The 26,076-nt window shown below is 59.6% G+C and carries 24 protein-coding genes and 3 pseudogenes; 14 read left to right on the top strand and 13 right to left on the bottom strand.

Going from position 1 to position 26,076, the window contains the following annotated elements:
- Position 1: 1 nt before the first annotated feature.
- The 8 genes from WI754_RS25795 to WI754_RS25760 are packed head-to-tail and all read right to left on the bottom strand — an operon-like array spanning position 2 to position 6,867.
- Positions 2-1,276, bottom strand: coding sequence for an MSMEG_0569 family flavin-dependent oxidoreductase (locus tag WI754_RS25795; protein ID WP_341486850.1), 1,275 nt, complete (start codon positions 1,274-1,276; stop codon positions 2-4).
- An 11-nt stretch (positions 1,277-1,287) separates the two neighbouring features.
- On the bottom strand, positions 1,288-1,575 hold the full coding sequence (locus tag WI754_RS25790; protein WP_341486849.1) for an MSMEG_0570 family nitrogen starvation response protein: 288 nt from the start codon (positions 1,573-1,575) through the stop codon (positions 1,288-1,290).
- Positions 1,568-2,725 (bottom strand): MSMEG_0565 family glycosyltransferase, encoded by a 1,158-nt coding sequence (locus WI754_RS25785; protein ID WP_341486848.1) that lies wholly within the window; start codon positions 2,723-2,725, stop codon positions 1,568-1,570. The genes WI754_RS25790 and WI754_RS25785 overlap by 8 nt, the downstream gene beginning before the upstream one ends.
- Positions 2,722-3,696, bottom strand: a complete 975-nt coding sequence (locus WI754_RS25780) for a sll0787 family AIR synthase-like protein (RefSeq protein WP_341488007.1) — start codon at positions 3,694-3,696, stop codon at positions 2,722-2,724. Before WI754_RS25780 ends, WI754_RS25785 begins: the two co-directional genes overlap by 4 nt.
- A 2-nt stretch (positions 3,697-3,698) precedes the next feature.
- Positions 3,699-4,241, bottom strand: a complete 543-nt coding sequence (locus tag WI754_RS25775; RefSeq protein ID WP_341486847.1) for an MSMEG_0567/Sll0786 family nitrogen starvation N-acetyltransferase — start codon at positions 4,239-4,241, stop codon at positions 3,699-3,701.
- Positions 4,238-5,350 carry an MSMEG_0568 family radical SAM protein gene (locus WI754_RS25770; protein WP_341486846.1) on the bottom strand — a complete coding sequence of 371 codons (1,113 nt, stop codon included), beginning with the start codon at positions 5,348-5,350 and terminating at the stop codon, positions 4,238-4,240. The genes WI754_RS25775 and WI754_RS25770 overlap by 4 nt, the downstream gene beginning before the upstream one ends.
- On the bottom strand, positions 5,283-6,326 hold the full coding sequence (locus WI754_RS25765; protein ID WP_341486845.1) for a Nit6803 family nitrilase: 1,044 nt from the start codon (positions 6,324-6,326) through the stop codon (positions 5,283-5,285). Before WI754_RS25765 ends, WI754_RS25770 begins: the two co-directional genes overlap by 68 nt.
- Positions 6,327-6,384: 58 nt before the next feature.
- Complete coding sequence (locus tag WI754_RS25760) at positions 6,385-6,867, bottom strand: MSMEG_0572/Sll0783 family nitrogen starvation response protein (RefSeq protein ID WP_341486844.1); 483 nt, start codon at positions 6,865-6,867, stop codon at positions 6,385-6,387.
- Positions 6,868-7,246: 379 nt separating this feature from the next.
- Between WI754_RS25760 and WI754_RS25755 the strand changes: the two genes are divergently transcribed.
- From WI754_RS25755 to WI754_RS25735, 5 genes and pseudogenes are all read left to right on the top strand, one after another.
- The gene (locus WI754_RS25755) at positions 7,247-8,650 is read left to right on the top strand and encodes a PLP-dependent aminotransferase family protein (protein ID WP_341486843.1); all 1,404 of its coding nucleotides are present in this window, start codon (positions 7,247-7,249) and stop codon (positions 8,648-8,650) included.
- A gap of 142 nt (positions 8,651-8,792) precedes the next feature.
- Complete coding sequence (locus WI754_RS25750; protein WP_341486842.1) at positions 8,793-9,191, top strand: DUF983 domain-containing protein; 399 nt, start codon at positions 8,793-8,795, stop codon at positions 9,189-9,191.
- A pseudogene (locus WI754_RS25745) lies at positions 9,169-9,380 on the top strand (hypothetical protein); the annotation flags it as partial. The gene WI754_RS25750 and the pseudogene WI754_RS25745, both read left to right, overlap by 23 nt.
- Before the next feature lie 368 nt (positions 9,381-9,748).
- Positions 9,749-10,051, top strand: a complete 303-nt coding sequence (locus WI754_RS25740; RefSeq protein WP_341486841.1) for a hypothetical protein — start codon at positions 9,749-9,751, stop codon at positions 10,049-10,051.
- Positions 10,048-10,485 (top strand): type II toxin-antitoxin system VapC family toxin, encoded by a 438-nt coding sequence (locus tag WI754_RS25735; RefSeq protein WP_341486840.1) that lies wholly within the window; start codon positions 10,048-10,050, stop codon positions 10,483-10,485. Before WI754_RS25740 ends, WI754_RS25735 begins: the two co-directional genes overlap by 4 nt.
- Before the next feature lie 496 nt (positions 10,486-10,981).
- Here WI754_RS25735 and hutC read toward each other — a convergent pair whose 3' ends face one another.
- Complete coding sequence (gene hutC / locus WI754_RS25730; protein WP_341486839.1) at positions 10,982-11,695, bottom strand: histidine utilization repressor; 714 nt, start codon at positions 11,693-11,695, stop codon at positions 10,982-10,984.
- Between the two features lie 250 nt (positions 11,696-11,945).
- On the opposite strand from hutC, the gene WI754_RS25725 reads away from it, so the two are divergent.
- The 4 genes from WI754_RS25725 (at position 11,946) to WI754_RS25710 (ending at position 14,972) form a co-directional block, all read left to right on the top strand.
- Positions 11,946-12,779 carry a transporter substrate-binding domain-containing protein gene (locus WI754_RS25725; protein WP_341486838.1) on the top strand — a complete coding sequence of 278 codons (834 nt, stop codon included), beginning with the start codon at positions 11,946-11,948 and terminating at the stop codon, positions 12,777-12,779.
- A 98-nt stretch (positions 12,780-12,877) separates the two neighbouring features.
- On the top strand, positions 12,878-13,519 hold the full coding sequence (locus WI754_RS25720; RefSeq protein WP_341486837.1) for an amino acid ABC transporter permease: 642 nt from the start codon (positions 12,878-12,880) through the stop codon (positions 13,517-13,519).
- On the top strand, positions 13,516-14,184 hold the full coding sequence (locus WI754_RS25715) for an amino acid ABC transporter permease (protein WP_341486836.1): 669 nt from the start codon (positions 13,516-13,518) through the stop codon (positions 14,182-14,184). The genes WI754_RS25720 and WI754_RS25715 overlap by 4 nt, the downstream gene beginning before the upstream one ends.
- Entirely contained in the window at positions 14,181-14,972 is a 792-nt protein-coding gene (locus WI754_RS25710) for an amino acid ABC transporter ATP-binding protein (protein ID WP_341486835.1), read from the top strand. The genes WI754_RS25715 and WI754_RS25710 overlap by 4 nt, the downstream gene beginning before the upstream one ends.
- A gap of 80 nt (positions 14,973-15,052) precedes the next feature.
- On the opposite strand, the gene WI754_RS25705 is transcribed toward WI754_RS25710, so the two are convergent.
- Genes WI754_RS25705 through WI754_RS25695 form a run of 3 tightly spaced genes read right to left on the bottom strand, consistent with a single transcriptional unit; the run spans position 15,053 to position 18,378 of the window.
- Entirely contained in the window at positions 15,053-16,468 is a 1,416-nt protein-coding gene (locus WI754_RS25705; RefSeq protein WP_341486834.1) for an FAD-binding oxidoreductase, read from the bottom strand.
- 19 nt (positions 16,469-16,487) lie between these two features.
- Entirely contained in the window at positions 16,488-17,015 is a 528-nt protein-coding gene (locus tag WI754_RS25700; RefSeq protein ID WP_341486833.1) for a flavin reductase family protein, read from the bottom strand.
- Positions 17,016-17,019: 4 nt separating this feature from the next.
- On the bottom strand, positions 17,020-18,378 hold the full coding sequence (locus tag WI754_RS25695) for an LLM class flavin-dependent oxidoreductase (RefSeq protein WP_341486832.1): 1,359 nt from the start codon (positions 18,376-18,378) through the stop codon (positions 17,020-17,022).
- A 373-nt stretch (positions 18,379-18,751) separates the two neighbouring features.
- On the opposite strand from WI754_RS25695, the pseudogene WI754_RS25690 reads away from it, so the two are divergent.
- Positions 18,752-19,017: pseudogene (locus tag WI754_RS25690) on the top strand (ISNCY family transposase); the annotation flags it as partial.
- A 328-nt stretch (positions 19,018-19,345) separates the two neighbouring features.
- On the opposite strand, the pseudogene WI754_RS25685 reads toward WI754_RS25690, so the two are convergent.
- A pseudogene (locus WI754_RS25685) lies at positions 19,346-19,579 on the bottom strand (LysR family transcriptional regulator); the annotation flags it as partial.
- A 240-nt stretch (positions 19,580-19,819) separates the two neighbouring features.
- On the opposite strand from WI754_RS25685, the gene WI754_RS25680 reads away from it, so the two are divergent.
- The 4 genes from WI754_RS25680 to greA all read left to right on the top strand — a co-directional run bounded on the left by WI754_RS25680 (position 19,820) and on the right by greA (position 25,673).
- Positions 19,820-21,970, top strand: a complete 2,151-nt coding sequence (locus WI754_RS25680; RefSeq protein ID WP_341486831.1) for a mechanosensitive ion channel family protein — start codon at positions 19,820-19,822, stop codon at positions 21,968-21,970.
- Positions 21,971-22,166: 196 nt separating this feature from the next.
- Entirely contained in the window at positions 22,167-23,132 is a 966-nt protein-coding gene (locus tag WI754_RS25675; protein ID WP_341486830.1) for a phytanoyl-CoA dioxygenase family protein, read from the top strand.
- A gap of 1,239 nt (positions 23,133-24,371) precedes the next feature.
- Positions 24,372-24,842 carry a cupin domain-containing protein gene (locus WI754_RS25670; protein ID WP_341486829.1) on the top strand — a complete coding sequence of 157 codons (471 nt, stop codon included), beginning with the start codon at positions 24,372-24,374 and terminating at the stop codon, positions 24,840-24,842.
- Positions 24,843-25,190: 348 nt separating this feature from the next.
- A complete protein-coding gene (gene greA, locus WI754_RS25665) occupies positions 25,191-25,673 on the top strand; it encodes a transcription elongation factor GreA (RefSeq protein WP_341486828.1) in 483 nt (160 codons plus the stop codon).
- Positions 25,674-26,076 lie beyond the last annotated feature (403 nt).

Below are 26,076 nucleotides of genomic sequence, written 5' to 3'. Positions count from 1 at the left end.
ATCAGGCGTTGACCGCTTGCTTGAGAGACGGCGCCTGTGCCAAAAGCCGTGCTGCGAGATGTCCGACCACGTGTTCGGCGTCCTTGCCGACGCTCAAGAAGCGGCCCGATCCCCAGGTCCAGAGCCAGGGAAGGCCGAGCACGTAGACACCATCGACGGCGGTGACGCCGCGGCGGTGGACCGGATAGGCATTTCCGTCGAAGATTGGCAGGCCGACGAATGACCAGTCGGGAGTGAAGCCCGTGGCCCAGATGACGGAACTGACACCGGCTGCCTTCAGGTCGAGTTCGGCAATCTCGGTTTCGGGCGCCCACAAAGGCGTGTAGACGGAGCCGGCCGGGCCCTTGATGTTTTTCTCGGCGATATGCCGGTCGATCAGGGCGTTGATGCCGTTGTAGACGCGATCAGCGCCGTCGAGATTGGCCTTCAGATTCTGCTCGAACAGCATTTTGCCGCCGGCCACACCCGACATGCGGCCATAAAGGACCATTCCCTCCAGAGCGAACTTGCGCAAATCGATATCGCGGCCACCGTCACGGCCGGTCAGGTAGTGGTTGGTATCGTGCTTTTTCTTCGTCATGCCGTCGTGTTCGACCGTGATGTCGTACTGGCCAATGTCGGAAAGCCAGTCGACCACATCCCGACCGCGATAGAACCGGGCGCAGCGGGGGGCGTTGCCGGTGACGAGGTGGACCTTACGTCCGGCAAGATGGAGATCTTCTGCAATCTGACAGCCCGACTGGCCGGAGCCGACGACGATGACGCCGCCCTCCGGCAATTGCCCGGCATTGCGATAGGCCGCGCTATGCATTTGCAGGATATCTTCCGGCAACCGCTCGGCGGCGCGGGGAATGGTTGGGTCAGCGTAGAGGCTGGTGGCGATGACGACGCTATTGGCGGTTACCGTTCCGGCCGACGTCTCGATGCGGAAGAGATCGCCATAGCGCTCCAGAGTGGCCACGGTGGTCTGTTCGAAAACCGGTGCATCGACCTTGGCGACGAAACGGTCGACATAGGCGAGGATTTCATCCTTGACCATGAAGCCGTGCGGGTCTGCGCCGTCATAGGGATGATCCGGCAATTGGCATTGCCAGTTGGGCGTCACCAGGCAGAAGGCGTCCCAGCGTTCGTTCTTCCATTTGTGGGCAACAGTCTTCTTCTCGAAGACGACATGATCGAGGCCGTGGGCTTTCAGATAATGGCTGGCCGAAAGCCCGGCCTGGCCGCCGCCGATGACAACGGTGCTGTAGTGGGGCTTCAGGATTTGATTGGCCATGGGAGTTCCTTTCACAGGATGAAGATTTCGCAGCGCACGGTGGCATCCGTGTCGGTTAAAAAGGGGGCGGCGGCTTGTTCGATATGGGCTAGCTGTCCAAGCGCAAGCGCGCACGGACGACCGTACTTCGCCTCGACGCGGTCGCTGGCAATCGTCAGCGCGTTTCGACTGCGGTCGAGGAAATCGGTGAGCGCATAGGTTTGCCCCTCGGTGAAAAAGTCTCTGATAACGAGCGATGGCGAATAGCAGCATTCCTTGCGGCCATCCGGCCAGGCAATGACAAAACGCATCTCAGGCATGGGCGGGCTCCGGCAGGCGTTGATAGGGGCCGATATGCGCTGCGGCCGTCTGCTGCCAGCCATGGCGGGTAGCAACCTCGAGACCCCGCGGAATAACGCGCTCCCGCACAGGCGCGACAAGCGCCAATGCCATGCCTTCGGCAATCGAGGCCGGGTGATGCGGATCGCACCAGATGGCATCCTCCGGACCCAGATATTCGGTAAAAGGTGCGATCGAGGAGACAACAACGGGCACGCCACTTGCCATCGCTTCCAGCACGACAAGACCATATCCCTCCTTGATGGACGGAAAGACCAGCGCGTCGGCCATCCGATAGAGATTGGGCATGTCCGGATCGGCAATCGGGCCGGTGATATGAACGGCTGCGGCATGGCTGCCGAGGCCTGCAAGCGCCAAGTGGAACTCCTGCTGATAACCGTGATGATCGAGCAGGGAAGCGCCGCCGGCAATGACCAGTTGCGCATCCGGCCGGATGGCACGGATCTGCCGGAAGGCTTCGAGAATGCCGAGGGTGTTCTTTCGCGCCTCAATGCCGCCCACGCTGAGAAAGATAGGACCGCTCGTGAGCTTCAAGGTGTCGCGGAGCGCCGCCTGCTCGCCGTTCCACGCCGGGGAAAAACGTCCGGTATCCACGCCGTTGCCGACGATCGTAGCATCCACCCCGCGTTCGTCTCTGAGCACCTTCTGCCACAAGCTGCTGACGGTGAAGAAGACATCGGCTTCATCGATCGAGCGATCCTGCAGGCTCATCAGTCGCGGGTCGGCGAAGTGGTCGATGTGGTGAATGGTGCGCGCGAAGCCGGGGATGAGTGCCTTCTGCTTTAATGTTGCGAGCGCATTTCCCGAGATGCCGTCATGCGCGTGGAAGAGATCGAAGCGATCGGTTCCCGACATGTCGAAATGGGCGACATAGTCCGCGATCCGCTGCTCGACCATCGCGGTCATGTCCGCAGGGGCCGGCTCGACGGGTATGCACAGTGTCTTGCAGGCGGTTTCGCGGAAGAAACCCGCTCGCTTGGCATCCGGCGCATGCAGCACGACCTCATGACCGAATGCCGACAAAGCCTCCGAAAGCTGCATGGCGTGCACGACGCCGCCGCGCGGATTGGTCGAATGGGTGAGCATGGCGATGCGCAAGGGACGGCTCATGCAGCGTCCTCCTGGCGTCCGAGACGCAACAGCGGCATGTCGGTATAGTCGCGGATCAGGGCACGCTGAATACCGTCTGTGATGGCGACTTCAGTTCCCGTCTGAACCTTGCCGACGATGGCGGCGGTGATATTTCGCTCGGCGAAGCGGCGGAGAATCTCGTCCTCATGTTCGGGCGAAACCGACAGCAGGTAGCCGAAGCTCGGGAACGTTGCGAGCCAGCGCTCCAGACTGACGCCAGCCGGCACTGGAATGGCCGAAACATCGATCTCGATGCTGACGCAGGAACATTCGGCAAGCATGATGGCCGTGCCGACGATACCGCCCTGGCTGATGTCTTTGGCCGCTAGCGCCAGTCCGGCTTCTGCGATCTCGGGCAGAATTTCCAGATCGCCCCGCAGCCGCGCGGACGGCGCGTCGGTTGCAGCTTCCCAATTATTGAAGGGTTCGCGGTAGCGCCCTCGGTGGTCGATGGCAGCGATGAGACTATCGCCTGGCCTTGCATCGAAACTGGTCAGCAGTTTTTTTGCCCGGCCGAGAATGGCGACCGAAAGCTGGCCACGATCGGTTCGGATATTGGTGTGGCCGCCGACGATCGGCACGCCGAAGCTCCTTGCCGCTGCCCGCATACCTTCGAGAACCGAAGCGGCGCTGGCTTCGCCGTTCGCCCAGACCGCATCGACGACGGCGACCGGCCGCCCGCCCATGGCGACCACATCAGAGATGTTGACCATGACACCGCACCAGCCGGCAAACCAGGGATCGGCTGCGACAAACTCGTTCATGAAGCCTTCGATCGCAAAGAGCAGATAGCCGTCGCCATCCGGTAAGGCGGCGCAATCGTCGCCGACCGCAATCGACTGACCCTGAAGGCCGAGGGTTGCGGCGACCGAGCCGATATCCTGCTTGGCGGCGATGCCGTTGCTTGCGGCCAATATCGCAGCCAGAGCTTTGATGTCGATCAGGCTCATGGTCATGCCGCCTTCTTCGCAAGCGCGACGAAACCGGCCTTCGGTGTGATGCAGGGCGGATAGAAATTGAGGTCGGCCTTCATCTTCAGATGCGGTTTGCCGTGGATCTCGATTTCGTCGAGCAGGTCCCAATGCATGCGCCGGAACAAGAGGCCGTTCTGGACCTGCACATTGGCCAGAAAGGTGCGGCAGCCCATCGCGTTGGCAGAGGAGACGGCGAGCCTGATGAGTGTTGCACCGAGCGCGCCGATCTTGCGGAAATCTTCGTGGACGGCGAGACGCGAGCCCCACCAGACACCGGGCTCCGCCTCATGGATGCGAACTGTACCCACGAGCCGGTCAGCGGCGACGCCGAGCATAGAGAGGGCAACGATTGGCGTTGCGTGATCGTCGATCTCGTCGCGATCGTCACCCTCGAAGATGTGCTGCTCCTTGCAGAAGACCGCGCGTCGCAACGCATGGGCTTCCTGCCGCTCCCAATTGGAGGTGGCGAACTTCACCTGGAATTCGCTGGTGCGATAGGGGACAAAAGGTTCAAGGATCATTTGGTCAGCATCCTTTCATAGGTGGAAAGGGCAGAGCAGGCGCCGCATTTGCCGCAGCCGGCCTTGATGTCCACCGCCTTCAGGCCGCTGTCGACTAGCATTTTCGAGAGCGGCGCGAGGATCGAATGCATAAACTCAGGCTTCGGCGCCGGATGGCTTTCGAGCGGGGTTCCGGAAATAGGAACGAAGGGCACGACGAAGGGGTAGACGCCGAGTGCGACGAGCTTTTCGCATGTAGCGAGGATGGCTTCGCGCGTATCGCCAAGGCCGGCGAGGATGTAGGTGGAGACTTGTCCGCGCCCGAAAACCTCGACGGCTGCGCTGAAGGAGCGCATGTATTTCTCGATCGGCACCTGCGCCTTGCCGGGCATGATGCGGGCGCGGATTTCGGGCGTGACGACTTCGAGATGCATGCCGAGTGCGTCGACCCCGGCGTCTTTCATGCGGCTAAACCAGATATCGTCTTCGGGCGGTTCGCATTGCGCCTGGATGGGCAGGTCGACGGCAGCCTTGATGGCGCGGGCGCTTTCGGCCAGAACGGCAGCTCCGCGGTCGTCGCCCTTCGGTGTGCCGGTCGTCATGACCATGTGCTTGACGCCATCGAGCTCGACGGCAGCCTTGGCGACTTCGGCAAGCTGCGCCGGTGTCTTGTGCGCGACGGTGCGGCCGGCCGCAAGAGACTGTCCGATGGCGCAGAACTGACAGGTCTTCGTCCGGCTCTGATAGCGGGTGCAGGTCTGTAGAACGGTCGTTGCCAGCACGTCCTTGCCGTGCAGAACGGCGATCTGCGAATAGGGGATGCCCTCCGCCGTCGAGCGCTCGTAGAAGCGCGGCCGCAAGGGAAAGGAGACTTCTCCGATGACACGGCCGTTGCGGCTGATCCGGCTTTTGCCGGCATCGTCGGGCTTTTCCACCAGATAGGGGCTTTCGAAGGCCGGTGCCGTGTGCACAGGCACCATCACGGTCATACCGTCGATGGTGAGCGCCTTGTGGTCGGATGGACCTGCGCCGCCGCGCCGGCTTTCATGGCCGGCTTTCGGGTCAACGAGCCGGGCTCCGAAGGACTGCAACTCGTTTATCAGCGTCTCTGTCGAAAGGGAATTCGCCATCGGTCTTTGTCCTTGTCGGTGCGATGTCAGATGTTGAGGAAAGGGAGGTATCGGCCATCGGCGCGGTCGCGCGGCCGTCCATCACCAGATGCAGCAGTTCCGGCCGGGCATAGTGACCGACCGAATCCATCATCCGCTTGCGCTTGACGATCAGGCTCATATCGAGATCGGCAACCAGGATGCCTTCGCCTTCGGTCAGCGGCGGAACGACATGCTTGCCTTCCGGAGAAATGATCGCCGTCATGCAGCCGCCGCGCAGGGCTTTCTGCAGACCCTGATCCGGGGTGATCGAGACGACCTGCTCCTCCGTCAGCCATCCCGTCGCATTGACAACAAAGCAGCCGCTTTCAAGCGCATGGTGGCGGATCGTCACTTCCATCTGCTCGGCGAAAATGGGGCCGACCATGGAGCCCGGAAACTGGGCGATGTGGATTTCCTCGTGCTGCGCCATCAGCGCGTAGCGGGCCAGCGGATTGTAGTGCTCCCAGCAGGCAAGCGCGCCAAGCCGGCCGATGGCGCTGTCGACGACCTTCAGGCCGGATGCATCGCCCTGACCCCAGATCATCCGTTCATGAAAGGTCGGGGTGATCTTCCGACGCTTGAGGATCAGCGTTCCGTCAGCATCGAACAGAAGCTGGGCGTTGTAGAGCGTGCCGTGATCCCGTTCGTTGACGCCCAGCGCCACGACAATGCCGTGTTCGCGCGCCGCGGCAGCCACGCTTTCCGTGGCCACGCTCGGGATGGTGACCGCTTCCTCATAGAGCCGGATGTGTTCGCGGCCGGAAAGGACGGGCGGCAGGACGAAGGAAAAATACGGATACCAGGGAACGAAGGTCTCCGGGAAGACGATCAGCTCGGCGCCTTTGGTAGCCGCCTCGCGGATCGTTTCCAGTACGCGGGTGAGCGTGTTCTCTCGCGAAGTCAGATCCGGCGCGATCTGCGCGGCGGCAACCCGGACGGTCGACTTTTTCTCCATGACGAAATCCTCGGTCGGTGAATTGAGAGGGCGGAGCAGGGTGCTCCGCCCCGGTGGGTCAAAGGGTCCAGGTATCGAGGATGAAGGCGCCGTCGCGGCGATGGATGAGGATCAGGTCGAGCACGTCGAGCGGACTGATCGGCGTGATGCCAGGGATCAGCGCGCCTTCGCCATGGCCGTAGAGCGCCTGAAGGGCAAAACGGCAGGCGTAGACCTTGCCGCCTTCTTCCATGAACTTGACAATCTGGTTGTTGAAATTCAGATGGCCTGGAAAGGCCTCCGCGCCGAGGGTCGGAAAACCGCGCTGAACGCCGAGCGTCACGCCGGGGCCATAGAGAAGGATCGAGGTCTCGAAACCCTTCCGCTTCAGACGCGTCGCCTGCAGCAGGTTGACGAATCCGATCGATCCTTCGAAGGCGACGGTATGGAAGGTGACGAGGGCTTTCTCACCCACTGTCGCTTGAACGTCCTCAAAAACCTTTTCCTCGTAATCGACAAGAAAGTCGCCTTTTTGGTTGGCTGGTTTGGTCACTGCGGGCATGGATGGCTCCTTGGTTGAAATCCGATCCCCATCCGGGGAGCATCCATCCAATTGCAAGCCGCGTGCCAGATTGATTTTGCACAAATGGCAGTCAAATACCACGAAAATACATTCAATTATGCGATCAATTACCGCAGGGAAATTTTGAGGGCCGATTTTCTAGGCGATCCAGTGCAAAAAGCGAATGCATGAAAGTTTAAAATGAATACATTCAATATACCATCAATCGGTCGGTGATGATGGCGTATAGACCTACTTCGCGCGCCGGGCGTACCATTTTCTGCGGTTGAGATTTTGCAGCTGAGACATTTTTCGTGACAGGGGGCGGTTGCAACAATATACAGTCAATGTCGATGACGAAGGACATGGCGATATCACAATGAAAGACTGGCGACCCGATCTGAGCCGCAGCAACAGCCCTCGCTACATGGCCATTGCCGACCTCATCGAGATGGATTTGCGCAGCGGTCAGCTGGTCATCGGGGACCGTCTGCCGCCACAGCGCGAGCTGGCCAAACGCCTGGATATCGATTTCACCACGGTCGCGCGGGGCTATGTCGAGGCGCAGAAGCGCGGACTGGTGGATTCGCATGTCGGCCGCGGCACCTTCGTCACAGGTGGTGCCGACAGGGAGCGACGCGGCTTTGCGTCGGATACAACGCCTGACCCGCGCCGCACGTCCGCCATCGATCTGTCAATGAACATGCCGCCGGAGCCTGCCGATCCGGACTTGATCGCACGGATGCGCGAGGGGATTTCGGCAGTGGCCTCCAGCCTTATCCCGCTCCTGCGCTATCAGGGATTTGGCGGCTCGGGGATGGACAAGGAGGCCGCCGCGGCCTGGCTCAGCCGTCGCGGCCTTGTCCCTTCGCAGGAGCGCATTTTCGTGACGCCAGGCGCCCATCCGGCGCTGCTGGCGATTTGCGGCCTCTTGGCAAAGCCCGGTGAAACTATCCTGTCGGAAAGCATCACCTATCCCGGCATCCGCTCGATTGCGGCACAACTGCGTCTCAATCTTTCGGGTTTGCCGATGGATGTTGACGGTATTTTGCCGGACGCCTTTGCCGAGGCCTGCCAAAGATTGAGCCCCAAGGGGCTTTATCTCAATCCTACCCTGCAGAACCCGCTGACCCTGACGATCCCAGAGCGACGGCGCGAGGAGATCTGCGCGGTGGCGCGCAAGTATCACGTGCCGATCATCGAGGATGACGCCTATGGCTTCATCCCGCTGCATGGGCCGCCGCCGCTTGCGGCAATGGCTCCGGACCTCACATGGCATATCGGCGGCCTTGCGAAATGCATTGGTGCCGGTCTTCGGCTGGCCTATGTCGTTGCGCCGGATACCAAGGCGATCTGGCCCTTTGTCAGCGCCATGCGTGCCAACAATGTCATGGCGTCGCCGCTCAACATGGCCCTTGCCACGCGTTGGATAGAGGATGGCACGGCCGATACGATCCTCCGTTTCATCCGAAAGGAGGCAACGGCACGCCAGGAGATGGTCGCGGCTATCCTTCCGGCTGGCAGCTATCACGGGGATCCGATCAGCTTCAACATATGGCTGCCACTGACAAATGGCTGGACGCGGTCGACCTTCGGCAGCCATATGCGCTCCTCCGGCATTGGCGTTGTTGCCAGCGATGCCTTCACGGTCGAGGGGCCGGCGCCAGAAGCGGTTCGTGTCTGCCTTGGAGGCCCTATCGACCGGGAAAAGCTCCAGGGTGCTCTTGAATTCATGGGGCATGCGCTCGAAGGCCCGCCCGAGCTCGCGGCATCCTTCTTCTAGATTTGTCTTCGCATCAGCGAATTTGCTCTCGTTCGCGGGTGAACGGGCTCTGCGTCACTATGCCATATCGCATCAATCGGAATAATGTATCTATATTGATTGCAGTCAATAATAACATTGATCGTATATGGGAGCATTCGTCATGCAAACGGAGTGGCCACCAATCCCCCCAACGACAACTGGGCTGAGAGGCCGATGCCCGCGTTGCGGCCAGGGGCACATTTTCAACGGCTTTCTTAAAATGCGGCCCGAATGTGAAGTCTGCGGCCTCGACTACGGTTTCGCCGATCCGGCAGATGGTCCCGCATTTTTCGTCATCTGCTTCGCTTGCGTGCCAAGTGTCCTGCTCGGCGTGTGGCTCGAGGTCCAGTACAGCGCGCCCTTGTGGGTCCATCTGCTGGTTACCGGTCCCTTTATGCTGGCTACCTGTATCCCGCCCTTGCGGCCTCTCAAGGGATGGCTGGTTGCCAGCCAATATTTCTACAAGGCGGAAGAGGGGAAGCTAGACCGCACCTTGCCTGCGCCGAAAGAGGGCGCTTAAGTTCCATCTCGAGGTCCAGGACAGCGCCGGTCAGACGTTGCGATCCGCAGGGTGAAGAACGACCGCCAGTCGCCGGGCGGCTTCCTGGAAGGATACCGCGAGAACTCGCATGCGGTTGTCGAGGCGACCCGCAACTGGATGGTGATGTATGACTGGCTCGACGACATCTGCGATGATGTCTCTGTCTCCTCGAGACAGCGGATAATCGCTGCGAAGCTGGGCCGCGCGACGCGTTTTGCGACACAAAGCCTTTCGCTGTCGAGGTTGCAAGCAACTGCAATGTGAACAACTGAAATCAGGGGCATAAATTGGGTGCTGTTGTGCTGCCTGCGCGTGTACTCTGGCAGGCGCATCATGGAGCAGCGCAAAGACTTGCCGGAAATCCCACGTCCGACAGGATGCTTGGCTTCAGATGGAGTGACGAAGAGCGTCCAGTCGGACATCGCCATGTCGTTAAGTGCCGTTGACGCCATCATGGCTTTGATCCTCGGTGTCTCTCCGCCTTGTCACGAGCCAGCTTCCGGTCTATATATCTGGTTATATCATGGAGGCCGATGATGGCCAATGCGGCACAAAAAAGAGCGACGAAAAACTATCGCACGCGTCTCACCCAGCGCGGCGTCGCTCGGTTTGAGATTCAGGCACTGAATTCCGATCGCGAGCTGATCCGAGCCTTGGCTCGGAAACTCGCCGAGGAGGGGCCGGGGGCGACACAGGTGCGCTCGGTCGTGCAACAAATTCTATCCGGGGAACCACCCAAGACCGGCGGCGTTCTTGCGGCGCTACGCCGCTCACCGCTGGTCGGAGCCGAACTTGACCTTGGGCGTCCGCGCGAAGAGGGACGCAGGCTCGATTTGTGACGCGCTATCTTCTTGACACCAGCATTATCAGTAATGTCGTCAAGCCCGAGCCGTCGGAATCGCTGCTCGCATGGATGGCGGCGCAAAAGGACGGGGATCTGTTCATTGCCTCCCTTACGGTCGCCGAGATTCAACGCGGCATCCTCGAAAAACCGGCGGGCAAGAAACGAAACGCACTCGATGCCTGGTTCGTTGGCCCTGAAGGCCCACAGGCTTTATTTGCGGGTCGCATCCTTTCGTTCGATGAGAGTGCGGGTCTTATCTGGGCGCGGATCATGGCAAATGGCAGGCTTGCCGGGCGCCCGCGTAGCGCCCTCGATATGATCATCGCCGCCATAGCTCAGGCCAACGATTGTATTGTCATCACGGATAATGAGAGAGATTTTCACGGATTGAACATCCTTAATCCACTCAGAATCGGTGGCGAGAGGTAATCGAAACCATGAATATCGCGCGGATTGTCCCGCCAATACATTTCCACGAGCGGCCTGTCGTAGCTCGGCCCTCGAAAACTGCTGCAAACAGAACGGCAAGATCGCGCACGGACAGAGCCTACAGTGACAACGGTGAATGCTTGCCGTCCCTGCAATGATCGCGTCGGCCGCACCTGGACTATGTCCGGCGGTGATCGCTTTGGTTTCCAGCTTGCAAGATTAAGAGCGACGTCGTTGTCGACCGGCAAAATATGGTCACCATATTCAGCGATCAGGCCATGCAGCCACATGTGAATCCCTGCCGCTTTTGCCTCGCGCCTTTCGCTTCCAATAGGCGAACGCCCTTTTCAATTGCGTGGATCGTCAAGGCTGAAAGATATCGCGTCCAGCTGATCTTGCTCACTGACCCAATCGGCAAATGTGTCTGATGCACTCAAGCGCCAAATGAGCTTAAAAAACAGGCGGCTCGGCTCCGTACAACACCTGGACTCGCTCGTCATACATCCTGCGCCGAGGGGTGGAAAACGCCGGCAAATTGATAGCGATCGCCCGGATGCGTGACTTCGACATGGGTCACTGTGCGGCCGTTCTGCCATGTTTGCCGCGTCAGGCTCAGACAGGGCTCTCCTCTTTGCAATTCCAGCAGCTGTGCTGTCGCTGCATCGGCCGGAATGGCTCGGATGATGTGCTTGGCTTCGGTCCAAGGGACCTGCTCCAGCAGCCACACGCCCGGTGGCCTGGAAGCGAAGGCCTCATCACGAGCACTTGGAACGGCGTCGAGCATGATCACCCGCCGCTCGATCGCATTCGGCTTGTCGTCGACGACGTGCAGGCACAGCAGTCGCAGCACCTCCATATCCGGTGTCTCGGCCAGCTTCATCGCCTCATGCGGCGTCAAACGCTCTATGCTCCGGGTGAGGATTGAATAGCTATATTCGTGGCCGGCCAGCTGCGCCTCGACGCCGATGTCCTGGATATCCATCACGGTTCTGTCGATCTGCGGCGCGCTGACGAAGGTGCCGTGACGGCGGCGGCGTACGATCATGCCGCGGCGGGTCAGAACGGTTAGTGCCTTGCTGACCGTCATGCGCGAGCATTGGTACTGCTCCACCAGTTCCTGCTCGGTGGGAACGCGCTGGCCGGGCTTCCAGGCGCCACTCATGATATTTGCTTCGATCTCCTCGAAGATACGCTGATGAAGCGGCGTCACATATCACCTCGACGTTCGTATGGGTGCACTGTTTTAAGCGGGGCTATCGGACCTGCTTTTTGGCCCACTCCGATTGAGCTTCATAGCGGTCAAACATCCCGGCACAAAAATTGCAAAACAGGGTGCATTGACACTCCCTGTATGACGCTGTCTATTTGTCTAGTCAAATGCGGGACAAAGAAACCTGCAGATTTCAATAACCAAAGGGAACGTTCCCCTGATCCATCATGGAAGGGGTAAAACTGGAGAGATGACAATGAGAGCAGGTTTCTTGGTACGGGGTCTCACCGCCGCCGCCCTTATGCTGGGCACGGCATTTTCGGCGCATGCCGACGATGCATTGGCGCGCGTCAAGGCAGCAGGCACTTTGAAGGTCGGAACGGAGACCGCGTTTGCGCCGTTCGATTTCATCGACGCCGGCGAACATGCCGGATTGAACGTTGATCTCTTTGCCGAGATCGGCAAGGAGCTCGGGGTGACCATCGAGTGGGTGGCCCTTCCATGGGAAGGCGTGCTGCCGGGGCTGGAAGCCGGAAAATTCGATATGGTCGCCGGTCCGGCGACGATCACCAAGGCACGCATGGAGCGTTACCGCTTTACGCCGCCGATCGCCGAAGCAACCGTTGCGATCCTTAAAAAGGCGGGCGACACGACGATCACCAAGCCTGAAGACATTGCCGGAAAGGCCATCGGTGTCGGCAAGGCAACCGCCCAGCTTGCGCAGCTGACGGCCTACTCCGACACGCTGCCGACAAAGGTGGACGTGCGCGAATATCCGGCTTTCACCGAATCCTATGCCGATCTCGCAGCCGGCCGTATCGCCGGTGTTGCCAATTCGCTGCCAAACATCGCCTTCGTCGCCAGCCAGCGCAAGGATACGTTCGAGGTCGTCTTGCCACCTTTCGGCCAGAAGTCCTATTTCGGCTTCATCGGCACCAAGGATCCGGACCATGCCCCGCTGATGGATGCCATTGATGCAGCCCTCCTGAAGATGAAGGGCGACGGCCGTCTGGCTGAAGCGCAGAAGAAGTGGTTCGGCGCCAGCTTCGATACGCCGGATTCCGTACCGGATCCGGCATTCTGATCTGACATTGCAAGTCTCGATGCGCGCCGGCCTGTGAAGCGACGCGCATCCCTTGCCAGCGCTGAAGCGCTTGCCTCCACCGGACGGAACAGTATGCAATGTCCCTGAAACTCTTTGCGCTTCTCCTGAAAGCGTCGCTCTACACCATCGGCATCAGCCTGATATCGATCCTCATCGGTTTTGCTATCGCCATTCTGTTGTCTGGTGCGATGCTGTCCGGCCGCAAACTCTTTAGCGTCCCTGCACAGATTTTCATCAGCTTCTTTCGTGGCGTGCCCCTGCTGGTGCAGCTTCTGTTGATCTACAATCTCCTGCCCGTAATCGGCATCAACGTTCCGAGCATCGTCGCGGCGGTTGTCGGCCTGTCCCTGTGTACCGCCGCCTATCAGGCGGAAAACCTGCGCGGTGGCTTTGCCAGCGTTCCGCGCGGCCTGATCGAATCCGCCGAGATGGTCGGCTTGACGCCCGGCCAGGCGTTCCGGCGTATCAAGGTTCCGATCGCACTTCGGCTGACCTTTCCAGCCCTCGTCAATGAAGCGATCCTCATCCTGAAAGCCTCGTCGCTGGTATCTGTCGTCGGCATCGTCGAGTTGACGCGCATGGCGCAGGATCTGGCCGGCAGTACCTTCCTGCCACTCGATATCTTCGCTTGCGCCGGTCTCATCTATCTCTTGATCAACTGGGTGGTGGCGCGCACCGGCGGCCTGATCGAACGGTCGCTTCCGGGGATACCGCGATGATCTTCGACGTCAACGTCATCTTCAACCAGTTGCCGGCAATCCTCAGAGGCGCTGGTGTCACCATCCTCCTGTGGATCGCAGCGACCATCGGTGGCGCCTTTTTCGGCTTTCTCGTCGCGGTCGGCCGGCGCTATGGCGGCAGGCTCATCGATCTGCCGCTCGGTGTCGGCGTGGAGATCCTGCGCGGCACGCCGTTCCTGATCCAGATCTTCCTGCTCTATTATGGCGGCCCCTTCATCGGACTTTCGCTCGATCCGGTCCCCGCCGGGCTGCTCGGGCTGACTGTCTATGGCGCGGCCTATTTCAGCGAGATTTTCCGGTCGGGATTTGCAGCCATACCCATCGGCCATATCGAAGCAGCCCAATGCGTCGGCCTCACCCAGGGCCAGATCATCCGTCGTATCCTGCTGCCGGAAATGACAATGCTGGTGCTGCCGCCATCGGTCAACATGGCGGTGATCATCCTCAAGGAAACGGCCATCCTGTCGATCATCACCGTGCCGGAACTGACGCTCACGGTCAGCGCCATCGGCTCCCAGCAATATGCCTTCGTCGAATCGCTCTTCCTGCTTGCCCTGATCTATTGGGCGCTGGTCGAAGCAGCCGGGTGGCTTGGCCACTTCGCAGAAACACGATTGTCCAGATACAGGTTTTCCCAATCATGAGTCTTCCAGCGATCGCAGTCAAAAATCTGGTCAAGCAGTTCGGCGAAACCACCGTGCTTCATGGCATCGACCTCGATATTCCGCAGGGCAAGGTCTCCTGCCTGATCGGCCCTTCAGGCTCCGGCAAAAGCACACTGTTGCGCTGCATGGCTTTTCTGGAGGAAGCGACGCGCGGCACGATCACCATCGATGGTGAGGTCCTTGGCTTTTCCGAAAATGCCCAAGGCGTGCGCGAACGTTTGCCCGCTGCGACCAACCGCGCGATCCGCTCACGGATCGGCATGGTGTTCCAGCAGTTCAATCTTTGGCCGCACATGACGGCGCTCGGTAATGTCAGCGAGGCACTGAAGACGGTCCATAAGATGAGCCGCGGGGACGCCGAGGACCGGGCGATGGCGCAACTGATCAAGGTTGGCCTTGAAAGCCGCGCGGGTCACTACCCCGCCCAGCTTTCCGGCGGCCAGCAGCAGCGCGTGGCAATCGCCCGCGCACTGGCGCTGAAACCCAAGATCATGCTGTTCGATGAACCGACGTCGTCGCTCGATCCGGAACTGACGGGCGAGGTTCTCAACGTCATGCGCGATCTGGCTGCCGAGGGCATGACCATGGTCGTGGTCTCGCACGAAATCGGCTTTGCGGCCACCGTCGGCCAGCAGATCAGCTTCCTCGATCAGGGAAAGCTGCTGTTCACCGGCGCTCCGGGGGATGTTTTTCGCAAGCCGCGCAATTCCCGGCTCGAACAGTTTCTCGATACCTATCTCGACCGCGGCGCGTCGATGCTGGTCTGATACGAGTCGATCCGCCCCTGATCCTTGCCCTCTCCCCGTTTGTGCGCAGACGGCTAGGGTAAGGGGCCGAAACCGTGCTCTTATGATCGATCGAACAGCTTGCCGGGATTGAAAAGGATGGCCGGATCGAGCGCTTTCTTGATTTGGGCCATCAGGACGAGCTTGGTCGGGTCGGAGGTCGCTTGCAGAGCGTGAATGCGCTTTGAGCCGACGCCGTGCTCGGCGGAGAACGATCCGCCCATCGCCCTGATATCCGCGTAAAGGATGGCCTCGATCGTATCGCGCCGCTCATCGGTCAGCCAGCCACCGGGCCGGTTCAGAACGATATGCAGGTTGCCATCGGCGAGATGGCCGAAGACGAATGGCGACAGGCCGGATTCGATTGCGGATAAAACTGGAATTGCCCTGTCGAGGAAAGCCTCCGTCTGACCAAGTGGCACGGAGATATCATAGGACGGCGCTGCCGGATAATCCCGGTATATCAGGCCCGTCTCTTCCCGCAGCCGCCAGATTTCCTGTTCCTGCGTGGTCGATGTTGCCAGAACCGCCGTCGTGCCGCGATGGCTCGTGGTAATCGCCTCGAACAGGACCATCAAGGCTTCATTGAGGCTCCCTTCGTCGTCTCCGCCAAGGCCGACAATCAGATGTGCCGGGCTGTCTCCGTCGTAGTCGAGCGCGTTCCAGCTGAAATGTGCGGAGGTGAACTTGAAATAGCGCGACCAGAGAACCTCGGCGGCCCGAAGTTTTCCGGTTGCGCGCGCCAGCGATACAAGATCCAGAGCTGCTCTTGTTGAAGGAAGGCCGAAGATCGCCGTTGCGGTCGCAAGGGGAACCGGATCCAGCTTGATCACCAGCTTCGTCACCACACCGAGCGTGCCTTCGGCGCCGATGAACAGATGCTTTAGGTCGTATCCGGCCGAGTTTTTCACCACCCGTGTTAGATCGGAATAGATTGAGCCATCGGGCAGAACCGCTTCCAGGCCGAGAATACGGTGCCGCATGACGCCGTTGCGAAATGCCATGACGCCGCCGGCATTGGTGGAGACCATGCCGCCGAGCGTTGCCGATCCCCGCGCGGCGAGGTCGATCCCCGGCTCCAGTCTGTGCTCCATGGCTGCCGCCTGCAGGGATTGCAGGGTCGCGCCGGCTTCCACGACGGCGATGCACTCGATCGGGTCGATCTGCTCGACACTGTTCATTTTTTGCAGGGAGAGCACCAACTCGCCGCGGTTCGAAATACCACCGCCGACCAATCCGGTTCGTCCACCCTGCGGGACGATCGGAATCCGATGTCGGGCGCAAATTCGCACGATGGCGGCAACTTCCGCAGTCGATGCCGGCGAAACGACTGCGGAAGCTTGCAGGTTTTCCGGATGTTCCCCGGGATCGAGATCGGCGATCGCAGCCCCACTGCGAATTCTGCCGCTTCCAATGGTGGCTGCTATTTCCGCAAGCGCTTCATCGAAGGGCTTTGTGTCCTGCGTGGGCGCTGTCATACCTCTACCGTCTCCATCGTTAGGTCTCACGTGCCGCGCTTAGGTGCTGAAACCCGCCTTGCCAGTAGAGGAGCGGCTGCGCGCCGGGCCGCACGGTGATGGCCCGAACATGGCCGATCAGGATCGCATGCGAATGATGATGGATGGCCTGCTCCAGGTCGCAGTCAAGGACCGTCAGCGCATCCTTGAGCGCCAGCGTGCCGGTCGTAAGCGTGTGCCAATCCGCATCGGCGTAGCGCGCCACCCCCTGGCGTCCATCGTGGCCGGCAAAGGACCGTGCAATATGCTGCTGATCATGGGCAAGAACGTTGACGCAAAAGCGGCGATACCGTTCGAGCACCGGCCACGAGGATGAGGTACGGTTGACGCTGACAATGACCGAAGGGACATCGGCGGAAAGCGACGACACCGACGTGGCCGTGAATCCTGTCCGGTCGTCGCCATGCCCAACCGTTATGACGCTGACTGCGGCCGCCAGTTGCCGCATGGACATCTTGAAGTGTGGCTCGTCGACGCGGCCCGGAATGATCGCGGTCGCAGCGTTCATGGTCTCATCCCTCTGCTTTCGCGCGGGCAACCGCAAAGCGATTGCCGGGCATGGACAGGCCGAGGTTTTCCCGCAAGGTCGGCCCTTCGTATTCATCGCGGAACAAGCCGCGGCGGCGCAGCTCTGGTAAGACGAGTTCGGTGAAATCGGTGAGGCTTGATGGCAGTGTCGGAAACATCAGGATGAAGCCGTCCGCGGCGCGCGTCTCGAACCATTCTTCCATGAAATCGGCGATCTGTTTCGGCGTTCCGGTCATACCGTTGCCAGTATGCTTTTCGGCATAGTGGCGGATCAGCTCGCCGACTGTGCGGCCCTTCTTGACGAAATCGACCAGTTCATCGAACAAGGCGCGCGACCCCTTCGGGGCTTCCGGCAGGCGGTCCATCGGGAAGGGCTTGTCGAGCGGCACGCCCCGGAGATCCGCCTCCAGAAACTCCGACAGCATCAAACGCCCGACATCCGGGTGCAGCTTGTCGATCAGGAACTCGACCTTCGCCCTTGCCTCAGCCTCGGTTTCGGCAACATTGATGACAACGCCGGGCATGATTTTTAGATCGTTCGGGTCCCGCCCATAGGCCGGCATGCGGCCCTTGACGTTCTGATAGAAAGCCCGGTTGCGGTCGATGTTGGAAGCAAGGCTGAAGACCACTTCCGCTGTGCGGGCCGCCATGTCCATGCCGGGTTCCGAGCCGCCGGCTTGGGCGATGACAGGGCGCCCCTGCGGCGAGCGGGCGATGTTGAGGGGACCGCGCACCTGGAAATGCTTACCCTTGTGGTTCAGCGTATGATGCTTCGTCTTGTCGTAATAGACGCCGCTTTCGCGATCGAGCAGCAGCGCGTCATCCTCGAAACTGTCCCAGAGTCCGAAGACCACGTCGACGAACTCGTTGCCGCGCTCGTAGCGCAGCGCATGCGGATCCAACCCTTCGCGATTGAAGTTGTAGCCTGTCTCGTCATGGTCGGAGGTGACGACGTTCCAGCAAACCCGTCCGTTGCTGAGGTGATCGATCGAGGCAAACAGGCGGGCGACGTTGAAGGGTTCGTAATAGCTGGTGGAGACGGTCGCTACCAGCCCGAGCTTTTCGGTCGTGACGGACAGAGCCGATAGCAGCGAGAGCGGCTCGAAGCGGTTCATCTTCGTCGGGCTGCGGGCCAGCGCATCGGGATCGCCAACGCCGGCGGCGGGCGAATCCGCCAGGAACATGAAATCGAACTTGGCCTCCTCCGAAAGCTTAGCAACGTTCAGCAAATGGCTGAAATCATTGGCGCCGCGCACGTCGCTCGCCGGATGCCGCCAGGATGCCGGATGGAACCCGAACGTGTAGACGAAGGTTCCAAGCTTCAGTTTGTCTTCCCGCGTCATGACATCCCCTTTTCTCTACCGTGGTCCGATGCTGCTGTGCAGTTCATCGTTCCCGTCGCTGAGGAAAGTATGAAGGTATTGCAGGTGCGAACAAGTGTGCGCAGCGATTTGGTTTAGTTTTTCTAAAATATCGGAAACCTCAGGCAATCCCCGAAGCGGAGCTGTTTTCAATCGATGCTCCTGGAAATCAGAGTTCGATTTCAAAGGACAAGTCGCTGAACGCAAAAATGTCCGTTCGACTGTCTTTCATAGCCGCACCCTTGCGTCGCCACAATGATGCACAAAACGGTGTCGTCTTCGCCGGTGTATCGCCGGCCCGATTGCGCTACCGCGCTCGGCATGCTGCCGGCGAAGTTGAACGAGTCAAATTTAGCAGCACCTAGACGCGGTTCTTGCATACGTCTCGGAGATGCTGGCCGCTCGCGAGTTCAATCGCAGCCAGAGTGGACCGCGCAGAACCGGTCAGACGAACCACATGTTCGGGGTTCCGGATGGCAGCCAAAGCATGGCTGTCAAAAGCGCGGGCGCAAGCCAGGCCCCAGGACGGATTTCAGGAACGATCCTGTGGTCGTTGCGCGGCGGGAGCAAGCACGTGCGAGGACGAAGGCGGGCGAAGCTAAAGTTGTTTTTGCGCTTTAAGCCATCCGCCGCCGACAGGGCTACGCAACCCTAACCAGCTTTGCCCGGTCGGCGGCTGGCTTTGCTGCTCTTTGAAAAGAAAGATTGCCTGCAGCCCCTAATAACAAAAGATATTATTGTTGCATTTTTATATCGCTAATCACGTTTCTTAACGTTTTGACGTACCGGATGATAGTATGTCATTGTTTCTATGCCATTTAATGCGACAGTTTGCCCGCCGACGAACCGCATCTTGAGAATCCCTTCTCGGCCGATGCGTGGATCTGGCTGTTGGTTGCGTCACGCCAATCATCAAACAGATCAAGCATCGATCCGCACAGTTGAAATGTTGAAGCCAAGGCGGGTTGTCGGCATACATTTCGCGGATGATCTGCTTGATCTCCTCGATGCGTCCGCGGGCATCATTGCGGCGATAGCTCATGATCACCGGCGAGGTGGCTTTTTCGTCGGCGATCATGCGGTAGCAGACATCGTCAGGTCGCTGGCGCTGCGAAGCCGCGGGAATGATGCAGAGGCTGACGCCCGCCGCAACGATCCCAAGCGCCGTCTGGATCTCGCGCAGGGAAGCGGGCTACCACTATCCGAATTGCGCGAGAATATTGCCGATAATTCCCTTTCTACTTGCGAAACAAGTCATGACCTCTCAAAGGCAGGCGTAGTGTAAAAGTGGCAAATTGCATTGAACCCCGACAACAGGTCTGTACTCGTCGTCCATTGACGTTGACGGCGCGACGCCCCACAACGACTCCCGTTGCTCCCACCCAAGCATAAGCGACGACAACTTCGCGAGGACCACGGTTAAATGCGCGTTATCGACGACCGCCACTCCCTTCGCAGAGCGTCTGCATTCCTGGCCGCTGTATTTTCAACCCTTTTTCTGATGGGGACAAATCCGATCATCGCGGCTGAACCGACCAGTTCCTCAACACCAATTCGCATTATTGTCGAACTACCAAATGACAATTCCGGGCGAGCGTTGGTCGATCGGATAGTCCCCGGCACTCAGGAACCTGCGCAGCCGGTGTCTACCTTGCAAGAGCCAGCGCAGCCGTCCATTGCCACGTCGCTACAGGATCTGCGTTTGAGGCTCCTCACACTGGTCAATGCGGTGCCGACCCTTCCGGGGCAGATCCAGACGGCGATCCGGGTCTTTCAGACCGATGATCGTATCGAACCCGTCGGCCTGATTCTTGCGGTCGCACTCTTCATTGCGGGCGGCTTCGTCACACAGCGCCTTGCTTGGTGGTCAGGACGCGGACTTCTCCATTTTGTGATGACTGCGCCAGTCGATACCGTTCGGCAGCGGATCAAGCTCCATGCAGGCAGGCTCTCAATGGGTGTGCTCGCCTTGACCGGCTATCTGGTTGGTAGCCTCGGCGCATTTATCCTCTTTCCATGGCCTGCCGTGTTCCGTGATGTTGCGCTCATCCTGCTGTCTGCCGCGCTCATGGTTCGCCTTGCCGTGCTGGTCGGTCGCATCGTCATCGCACCCGGTGCCCGTCTACCGCATATGCGTCTTTTGACACTTGTCACGTCGCTTGCCTGGTTCTGGTACTATTGGCTCGTCGGTATTGTCGCGGTCCTGGCGGTGGGCTGGGCTGCCATCGAAGTGATGCGAACGATCGACGCACCACCCATCCTGATTGACCTCTTTATCGCGGCATGGCTTGGCGTCGTTTCATTCGCGCTGATCACCATGATTTGGTTGCGGCAGTTTCGGTCGGATGGGTCGCCAATGAACCGGCTGGTTGGTGTCGGGTTGACCGCGAGCATCCTGCTATCGTGGCTGCTATGGGTGTCAGGGCTCCGCAGCGCATTCTGGACGGTGATCATCATCACCCTTTTGCCCCTCACCGTTTCGGTAGCTCATGATATCATTCGTCGCATCATTCAATCCGACGAGAAACAGGCGACGGAAGACCCAGCCATCGTCGGATGGTCCGTCGTTATTATGCAAACACTGCGCAATGGGCTCATTGTCGTTGCCGCGCTCCTCATCGCAAATTCATGGGACGTCAATCTGAGCGACCTTGCCGCCGGCGAGACCTTGATCACGCGTTTGATCCGTTCTGGCATCCGCATCGTTATCGTGCTCCTGGTGACCGATGTTATCTGGAAGCTTGCGAGCACCCTGATCGACAGCCAGATGGCGGCGGCGTCGAGAGGCGAGCAGGGGGGACATCAGGACGGATCCGACGCGCGACGTCGTCAGCGGTTGAATACCCTCCTACCTATTCTTCGCAATGTGCTGTTCATGGTGATCGGAGCTGTCGGTTTCCTAATGATCCTCGACGCTGTTGGCGTTCAGATCGGACCGCTGCTGGCCGGCGCCGGAGTTGTCGGCATTGCCGTCGGTTTCGGTGCCCAGACGCTCGTCAAGGATATCATCTCCGGCGTCTTCTATCTCTTTGACGATGCCTTTCGCATTGGCGAATACATCCAGTCGGCAAAATATAAAGGCACGGTCGAGGGTTTCTCGCTTCGATCGATCCGCCTACGACACCATCGAGGTCCGGTCACCATCGTTCCGTTCGGCGAACTCGGCGCGGTACAAAACCTCAGCCGCGACTGGGTAATCGACATCATTGCTCTCACCCTGGACTATGACAGCGACCTTGAAGTGGTCCGCAAAACCATAAAACGTATTGGCGCCGAGCTTCTGGAGGATCCCGAACTCGGGCCAAGTATCATCGAACCTCTGAAAATGCAGGGGATTGAGCAGATGGCGGACTATGGTGTGCAAATCCGGCTGAAGTTCATGACGAAACCCGGCGAGCAGTTCGGCGTTCGTAGAAAAGCCCTTGCCATGCTCAAGAAAACATTCGCTGAAAAAGGCATCCAGTTCGCAACGCCAACGGTCCATGTTTCCAGCGGAACGGCCGATGCGGCGGCTTCCGCCGCCGCTGCACAGCTGCAGAAGCCATCAAACGTCGTCCCGGCACCCCAGGAGTAATGTCGTCTAGCCGAGCCGCTCAGTCAGGCCCGCCGATTTTTCGGACGTCATTTGAGATATCCGCGCGTCGTCACGCAATCGATCTTACTTTTGCTGCATTGCAACACAAATAATGGCGCGTACCGAGGGCCAGGACTGTGGGGTTCAAGAACAAGGCTTCCTTAGAAAAAACCTTGTCACAGTGTAAGGATATCAGATGCTTGACGCACTAAAATCCAGACCGCAGGACCTGGAAACCATCGCCCGCAGCGGCGGGGCCCTCCGCCGCATGGCTGCACGTATACCAACCTATCTGACGGATGTGCGGGAAAATCCCGCCTGGCTGCCGATGTTCCTGCTGGCGCGGACAATGCCGTTCCGCAAGGCGCACTGGCTGACCGCCAGACGCGTGCGATCCACCGCCGGCGCTGCGCCTTCGATGTTCGGTGACCTGAAAGCGGAAGCTGTCGCGGCCGAACTCAGGCGAACAGGTATCGCTACCGGTCTCACACTGCCTGCGCCGATCCACGAGGAAATCGCCCGCTTCGGGCACGAAACACCGTGTTTTGGCAACTTCGATCGCAAGCTTGAGTTTCTCGCCGGTGAGCACGCAGACGCTGAGCGGCGCTTCGGCGGCACGATACTGAGCGGCCATCATTTCGAGCGGGTTCTGCATTGCGACGCCGCGTTGGCGGTGCAGCAGGACCCTTTGCTTCTCGACGTGGCAAAACACTATCTCGGCGGTGAAGCCAAATTGATCACGACACGGACATGGTGGAGCTTCCCGACGAAGTCTGCCTCCGAGGCGGATCTCAGCCGCGCCTCGTTCAAGTTCCATTTCGATCTCGACGATTGGCGGATGTTGAAATTCTTTTTCTACCTCACCGACGTCGATGCCGATGCCGGCCCGCATGTCTACGTGCGGGGCAGTCACAACCGCCGGCGCATCAAGCACCAATTGACGTTGCTCGTGGGGCATCCGGCGGATGAAGTGCTGGGTTTCTATGGTGAAGATAGCGCCGTTACCTTGACCGGAAAGGCGGGTACGGGTTTTGTCGAGGATCCGTTTGGCTTTCATATGGGGACATTGGCAAAACAGTCCCCGCGCCTGATGATGGAGGTCGGATTTGGCGTGTCGACGCCGTCAAAGCGGCGTTATCACGGTGAACCCGTCATCCGCTGAACTCGGCGGCAACTGCAAGCCGCCGCCGAGCGATTGCATCGGAACTACCGCTCCGTGCTGGCCGTTTTCGTGTCGGCCGTGGCGCGGTCATCACTGCCAGTGTTGGTACCGTCGCTGACCTTTGTTCTTCTCTTGTCCCCAGCCGTTGTTTCCCTTGGCGGTGGTGTCAGGCAGGCAGTAATCACCTGCGTAGGCTACAACGCTCGCGCCGGAAAACAGTATCCCGATGCTGAGAGCGACAGATTGCACTAACGTTCTTGATGTCATCATGGCCTCCTTGTGCCAAACGTAGACTCTTGAGCATGAGCTTTTCGGGCTGCGATGTCATATCGGCGCTTATGAGGTTTGGTTTGACCGGACGAGGTAGAAATGCCCTTGAAGCTCGTCCATCCGAGTACACAGAGACACCGGTGCGGAGCGCCGGGCATTAGGGTGCGCCCGCCGGCGTGCCGGTCTGTCCGTAGGTAGCAAAGGATAGAGCGGTCGGAACGTTTCCGCGCGTGCCGGCCGCCAGGATGCGCTGATCCTGCTCGAAGGTGTCGCTCCGAACCTAGTGTTGTTGTGCAGGAATCTTGCAACTGCGTCTATTGGTAGAATTGCTGATGGAACGAGGAGCCCCCAACGGCGAGCAGTCGGCAGAGGCGTTAGCGGAGATAGCAAGACCCGAGCGGCTTTCGAGGAGCACCGCCCGGGCCGCGGGTCGCTTCCTCCACTAATAATGGCGGCGACCTTGTAGAGGCTTCATGAGGGGAATCGACAAAACCTCCAGCCGATCGAAAGGGAGGAGCGCTCTGATCGGCAGCCATAATTTTAGCAAACTACAATATAACTACAATATCAGAACTATCATCATCACGATGGTTCGCGAGCCAACGACGCTTGACGTCGTGTGTGTGACCCCTACGCCACCCGCAGGGGACAAGAGGCGCAGCGGTATCGTGACCGTCCACGAGGCGCAGGGTCGGTCTGACATCGGCTATACCAGATCATCAATCCGGACGGGGCTACGAGGATCGGCGACGGCGACTTCAAGGGGCGCCCGATTTCCAACCCGTCAATGACGGTGACCGCCCGCAACGCCGCTGCATAACCGCTGAAAGCGGACGAACTATACGTGATCGATCGGATGACCGAGGAGTGCTTGCTCAGACGGGGCCTGCGGGCTTATTCTGGGCGTTTCGCGAGCCTGCCCCAGCGCGCAGCCGAGGCGTAAGGCCTGGCGACGCAGGGAGGTTTATCATGAAAATCGCATCGATAGTTGCAATCGGCTGGATCGGATTCTGCGGGATCGCCTCCTTTGCCTCGGCGGAGGATGCGCACACAATGATCGCTCCCAACGATATCAAATGGGCCCCGACCCCCAAAGTGCTTCCTGCCGGTGCAGAAGCGGCAGTCCTGTTCGGCGATCCCACCAAGGAGGGTTTGTTTGCCCTTCGGCTCAAGGTGCCGTCCGGGTATGCGATCCCACCGCACACGCATCCTGCAGATGAGGTGGTCACAGTCATATCAGGGACGATCAATCTTGGGATGGGCGAAACCGCCGATCGGAGCGCCACCAAGGCACTGCCTGCGGGCAGTTTCTTTGCGCTGCCGCCCGACATGGCGCATTTCGCTTACTTCGATGAGGAGACTGTCGTCCAAGTCACCACCAATGGCCCGTGGGGCCTCAAGTATGTTAATCCGGCGGACGATCCTCAAAAGTCGCAATAGGTCGTCGCGGGCTTGAAGGCCAACTGCCCCCGCCGCCCAACGCGGCGGGGCGAACCAACTGTCAGGCGGCCAAGAAAAACGGTGTCACCAGGAGCCTGCGGACCAGAGCCTCGCGTTCTTGATTGGGAGTAGTCGGTCTGGCCTCATTTCCGCAAGGGCAGGCGGCTAATGCGGTCGATCGTCTCCGCAGCAACCTCTCGTCGAGCCGCATAGCATGACCCGGCGTCGCTACCGATGGGTCAAGACTGGCGATTCGTCTATTGTCATCGTATCCATGGTTCTGACAAACGTGGGGGGCAATCACCCCATGCGCTGTAACAGCGCACCGCCGCTAAATGGAGTTCGAGATTGAGCGTTGCCTTCACCAAGGAAGAGAGTTCCGAAACTGCTTCGGAAACCCTGCTGCCTGACCGTCCAATTTCACCTCACCCGAACCTTGTGACGGAAGCGGGATTGAAGGCCCTGGAGTTGCAACTCCAACAAGCTCGCGAGGCTTACGATGCTACGAGCGCGATCGACGACGTGAATGAACGACGGCGGCAAGCAGCTGGCCCCTTGCGTGATACGCGCTACTTTGCGGCAAGAGTTCGCACGGCTCAGGTTGTCGCTGACCCTACTTCAACTGACACTGTTGCCTTTGGGAGCACGGCGACCTTCAAACGTGACGATGGGCGCGTGCAGACGTATCGTATCGTGGGAGAGGACGAAGCGGATCCTAAGGCCGGATCGATTTCCTTCGTATCCCCGGTGGCAAGGTTTCTAGTGGGTAAAGCGGTTGGCGATGTCGTGAGCGTAGGAGGTCAAGAGCTCGAGATCATTGCCATCTCGTAGAACGCCGATATGGCTGCCCTGCGAATGCAACGGCTCTATACATGAGGGCATCGTGAAAAGCAGAGAAGGCACTATCCCGTCCGGCCGCTGTTGAAGGACGAAGGCGTTGACGCCGGGTCAAAGGTCACGGCTCCGGAGTACGGTGTTGGAGACGCCGAAATGCGGATCGATCTGTCTCGTGTCGGCGTCGACGAGAAGATGGCCGTCCACAGATGTTCAGTCGGAGTGACAGTTAAAATCAAGATTGCCCCCAGCGTCCCCTGGGAAGCAGTATATGTGGGTTGGAAAACCCAGCAAGGCACCATGACGCTTCGAGCCGTGGATTTCAGGCCGTCGCTCGCTGCGCTCCGAGTCGTGAGCGCTGCGCTCCCCTCGCTCGGGCCGTCAATCCACCGCTGGGACC

The sequence above is a fragment of the Pararhizobium sp. A13 genome (assembly GCF_040126305.1).
Taxonomy (GTDB): Bacteria; Pseudomonadota; Alphaproteobacteria; order Rhizobiales; family Rhizobiaceae; genus Pararhizobium.
Note: the sequence above shows the minus strand (reverse complement) of the source record. Positions and strands in the feature narration are given on the sequence as shown.

Bases quoted from the DNA above. Each gene is read 5' to 3' on its own strand.
- WI754_RS25720 (WP_341486837.1), top strand. From the start codon at position 12,878: ATGTCCCTGAAACTCTTTGCGCTTCTCCTGAAAGCGTCGCTCTACACC.
- WI754_RS25715 (WP_341486836.1), top strand. From the start codon at position 13,516: ATGATCTTCGACGTCAACGTCATCTTCAACCAGTTGCCGGCAATCCTC.
- WI754_RS25795 (WP_341486850.1), bottom strand. From the start codon at position 1,276: ATGGCCAATCAAATCCTGAAGCCCCACTACAGCACCGTTGTCATCGGC.
- WI754_RS25780 (WP_341488007.1), bottom strand. From the start codon at position 3,696: ATGAGCCTGATCGACATCAAAGCTCTGGCTGCGATATTGGCCGCAAGC.
- WI754_RS25725 (WP_341486838.1), top strand. From the start codon at position 11,946: ATGACAATGAGAGCAGGTTTCTTGGTACGGGGTCTCACCGCCGCCGCC.
- WI754_RS25755 (WP_341486843.1), top strand. From the start codon at position 7,247: ATGAAAGACTGGCGACCCGATCTGAGCCGCAGCAACAGCCCTCGCTAC.
- WI754_RS25785 (WP_341486848.1), bottom strand. From the start codon at position 2,725: ATGAGCCGTCCCTTGCGCATCGCCATGCTCACCCATTCGACCAATCCG.
- WI754_RS25710 (WP_341486835.1), top strand. From the start codon at position 14,181: ATGAGTCTTCCAGCGATCGCAGTCAAAAATCTGGTCAAGCAGTTCGGC.
- WI754_RS25765 (WP_341486845.1), bottom strand. From the start codon at position 6,326: ATGGAGAAAAAGTCGACCGTCCGGGTTGCCGCCGCGCAGATCGCGCCG.
- WI754_RS25695 (WP_341486832.1), bottom strand. From the start codon at position 18,378: ATGACGCGGGAAGACAAACTGAAGCTTGGAACCTTCGTCTACACGTTC.
- WI754_RS25670 (WP_341486829.1), top strand. From the start codon at position 24,372: ATGAAAATCGCATCGATAGTTGCAATCGGCTGGATCGGATTCTGCGGG.
- WI754_RS25680 (WP_341486831.1), top strand. From the start codon at position 19,820: ATGCGCGTTATCGACGACCGCCACTCCCTTCGCAGAGCGTCTGCATTC.
- WI754_RS25675 (WP_341486830.1), top strand. From the start codon at position 22,167: ATGCTTGACGCACTAAAATCCAGACCGCAGGACCTGGAAACCATCGCC.
- WI754_RS25750 (WP_341486842.1), top strand. From the start codon at position 8,793: ATGCAAACGGAGTGGCCACCAATCCCCCCAACGACAACTGGGCTGAGA.
- WI754_RS25775 (WP_341486847.1), bottom strand. From the start codon at position 4,241: ATGATCCTTGAACCTTTTGTCCCCTATCGCACCAGCGAATTCCAGGTG.
- WI754_RS25740 (WP_341486841.1), top strand. From the start codon at position 9,749: ATGGCCAATGCGGCACAAAAAAGAGCGACGAAAAACTATCGCACGCGT.
- WI754_RS25790 (WP_341486849.1), bottom strand. From the start codon at position 1,575: ATGCCTGAGATGCGTTTTGTCATTGCCTGGCCGGATGGCCGCAAGGAA.
- WI754_RS25705 (WP_341486834.1), bottom strand. From the start codon at position 16,468: ATGACAGCGCCCACGCAGGACACAAAGCCCTTCGATGAAGCGCTTGCG.
- WI754_RS25700 (WP_341486833.1), bottom strand. From the start codon at position 17,015: ATGAACGCTGCGACCGCGATCATTCCGGGCCGCGTCGACGAGCCACAC.
- WI754_RS25770 (WP_341486846.1), bottom strand. From the start codon at position 5,350: ATGGCGAATTCCCTTTCGACAGAGACGCTGATAAACGAGTTGCAGTCC.
- WI754_RS25760 (WP_341486844.1), bottom strand. From the start codon at position 6,867: ATGCCCGCAGTGACCAAACCAGCCAACCAAAAAGGCGACTTTCTTGTC.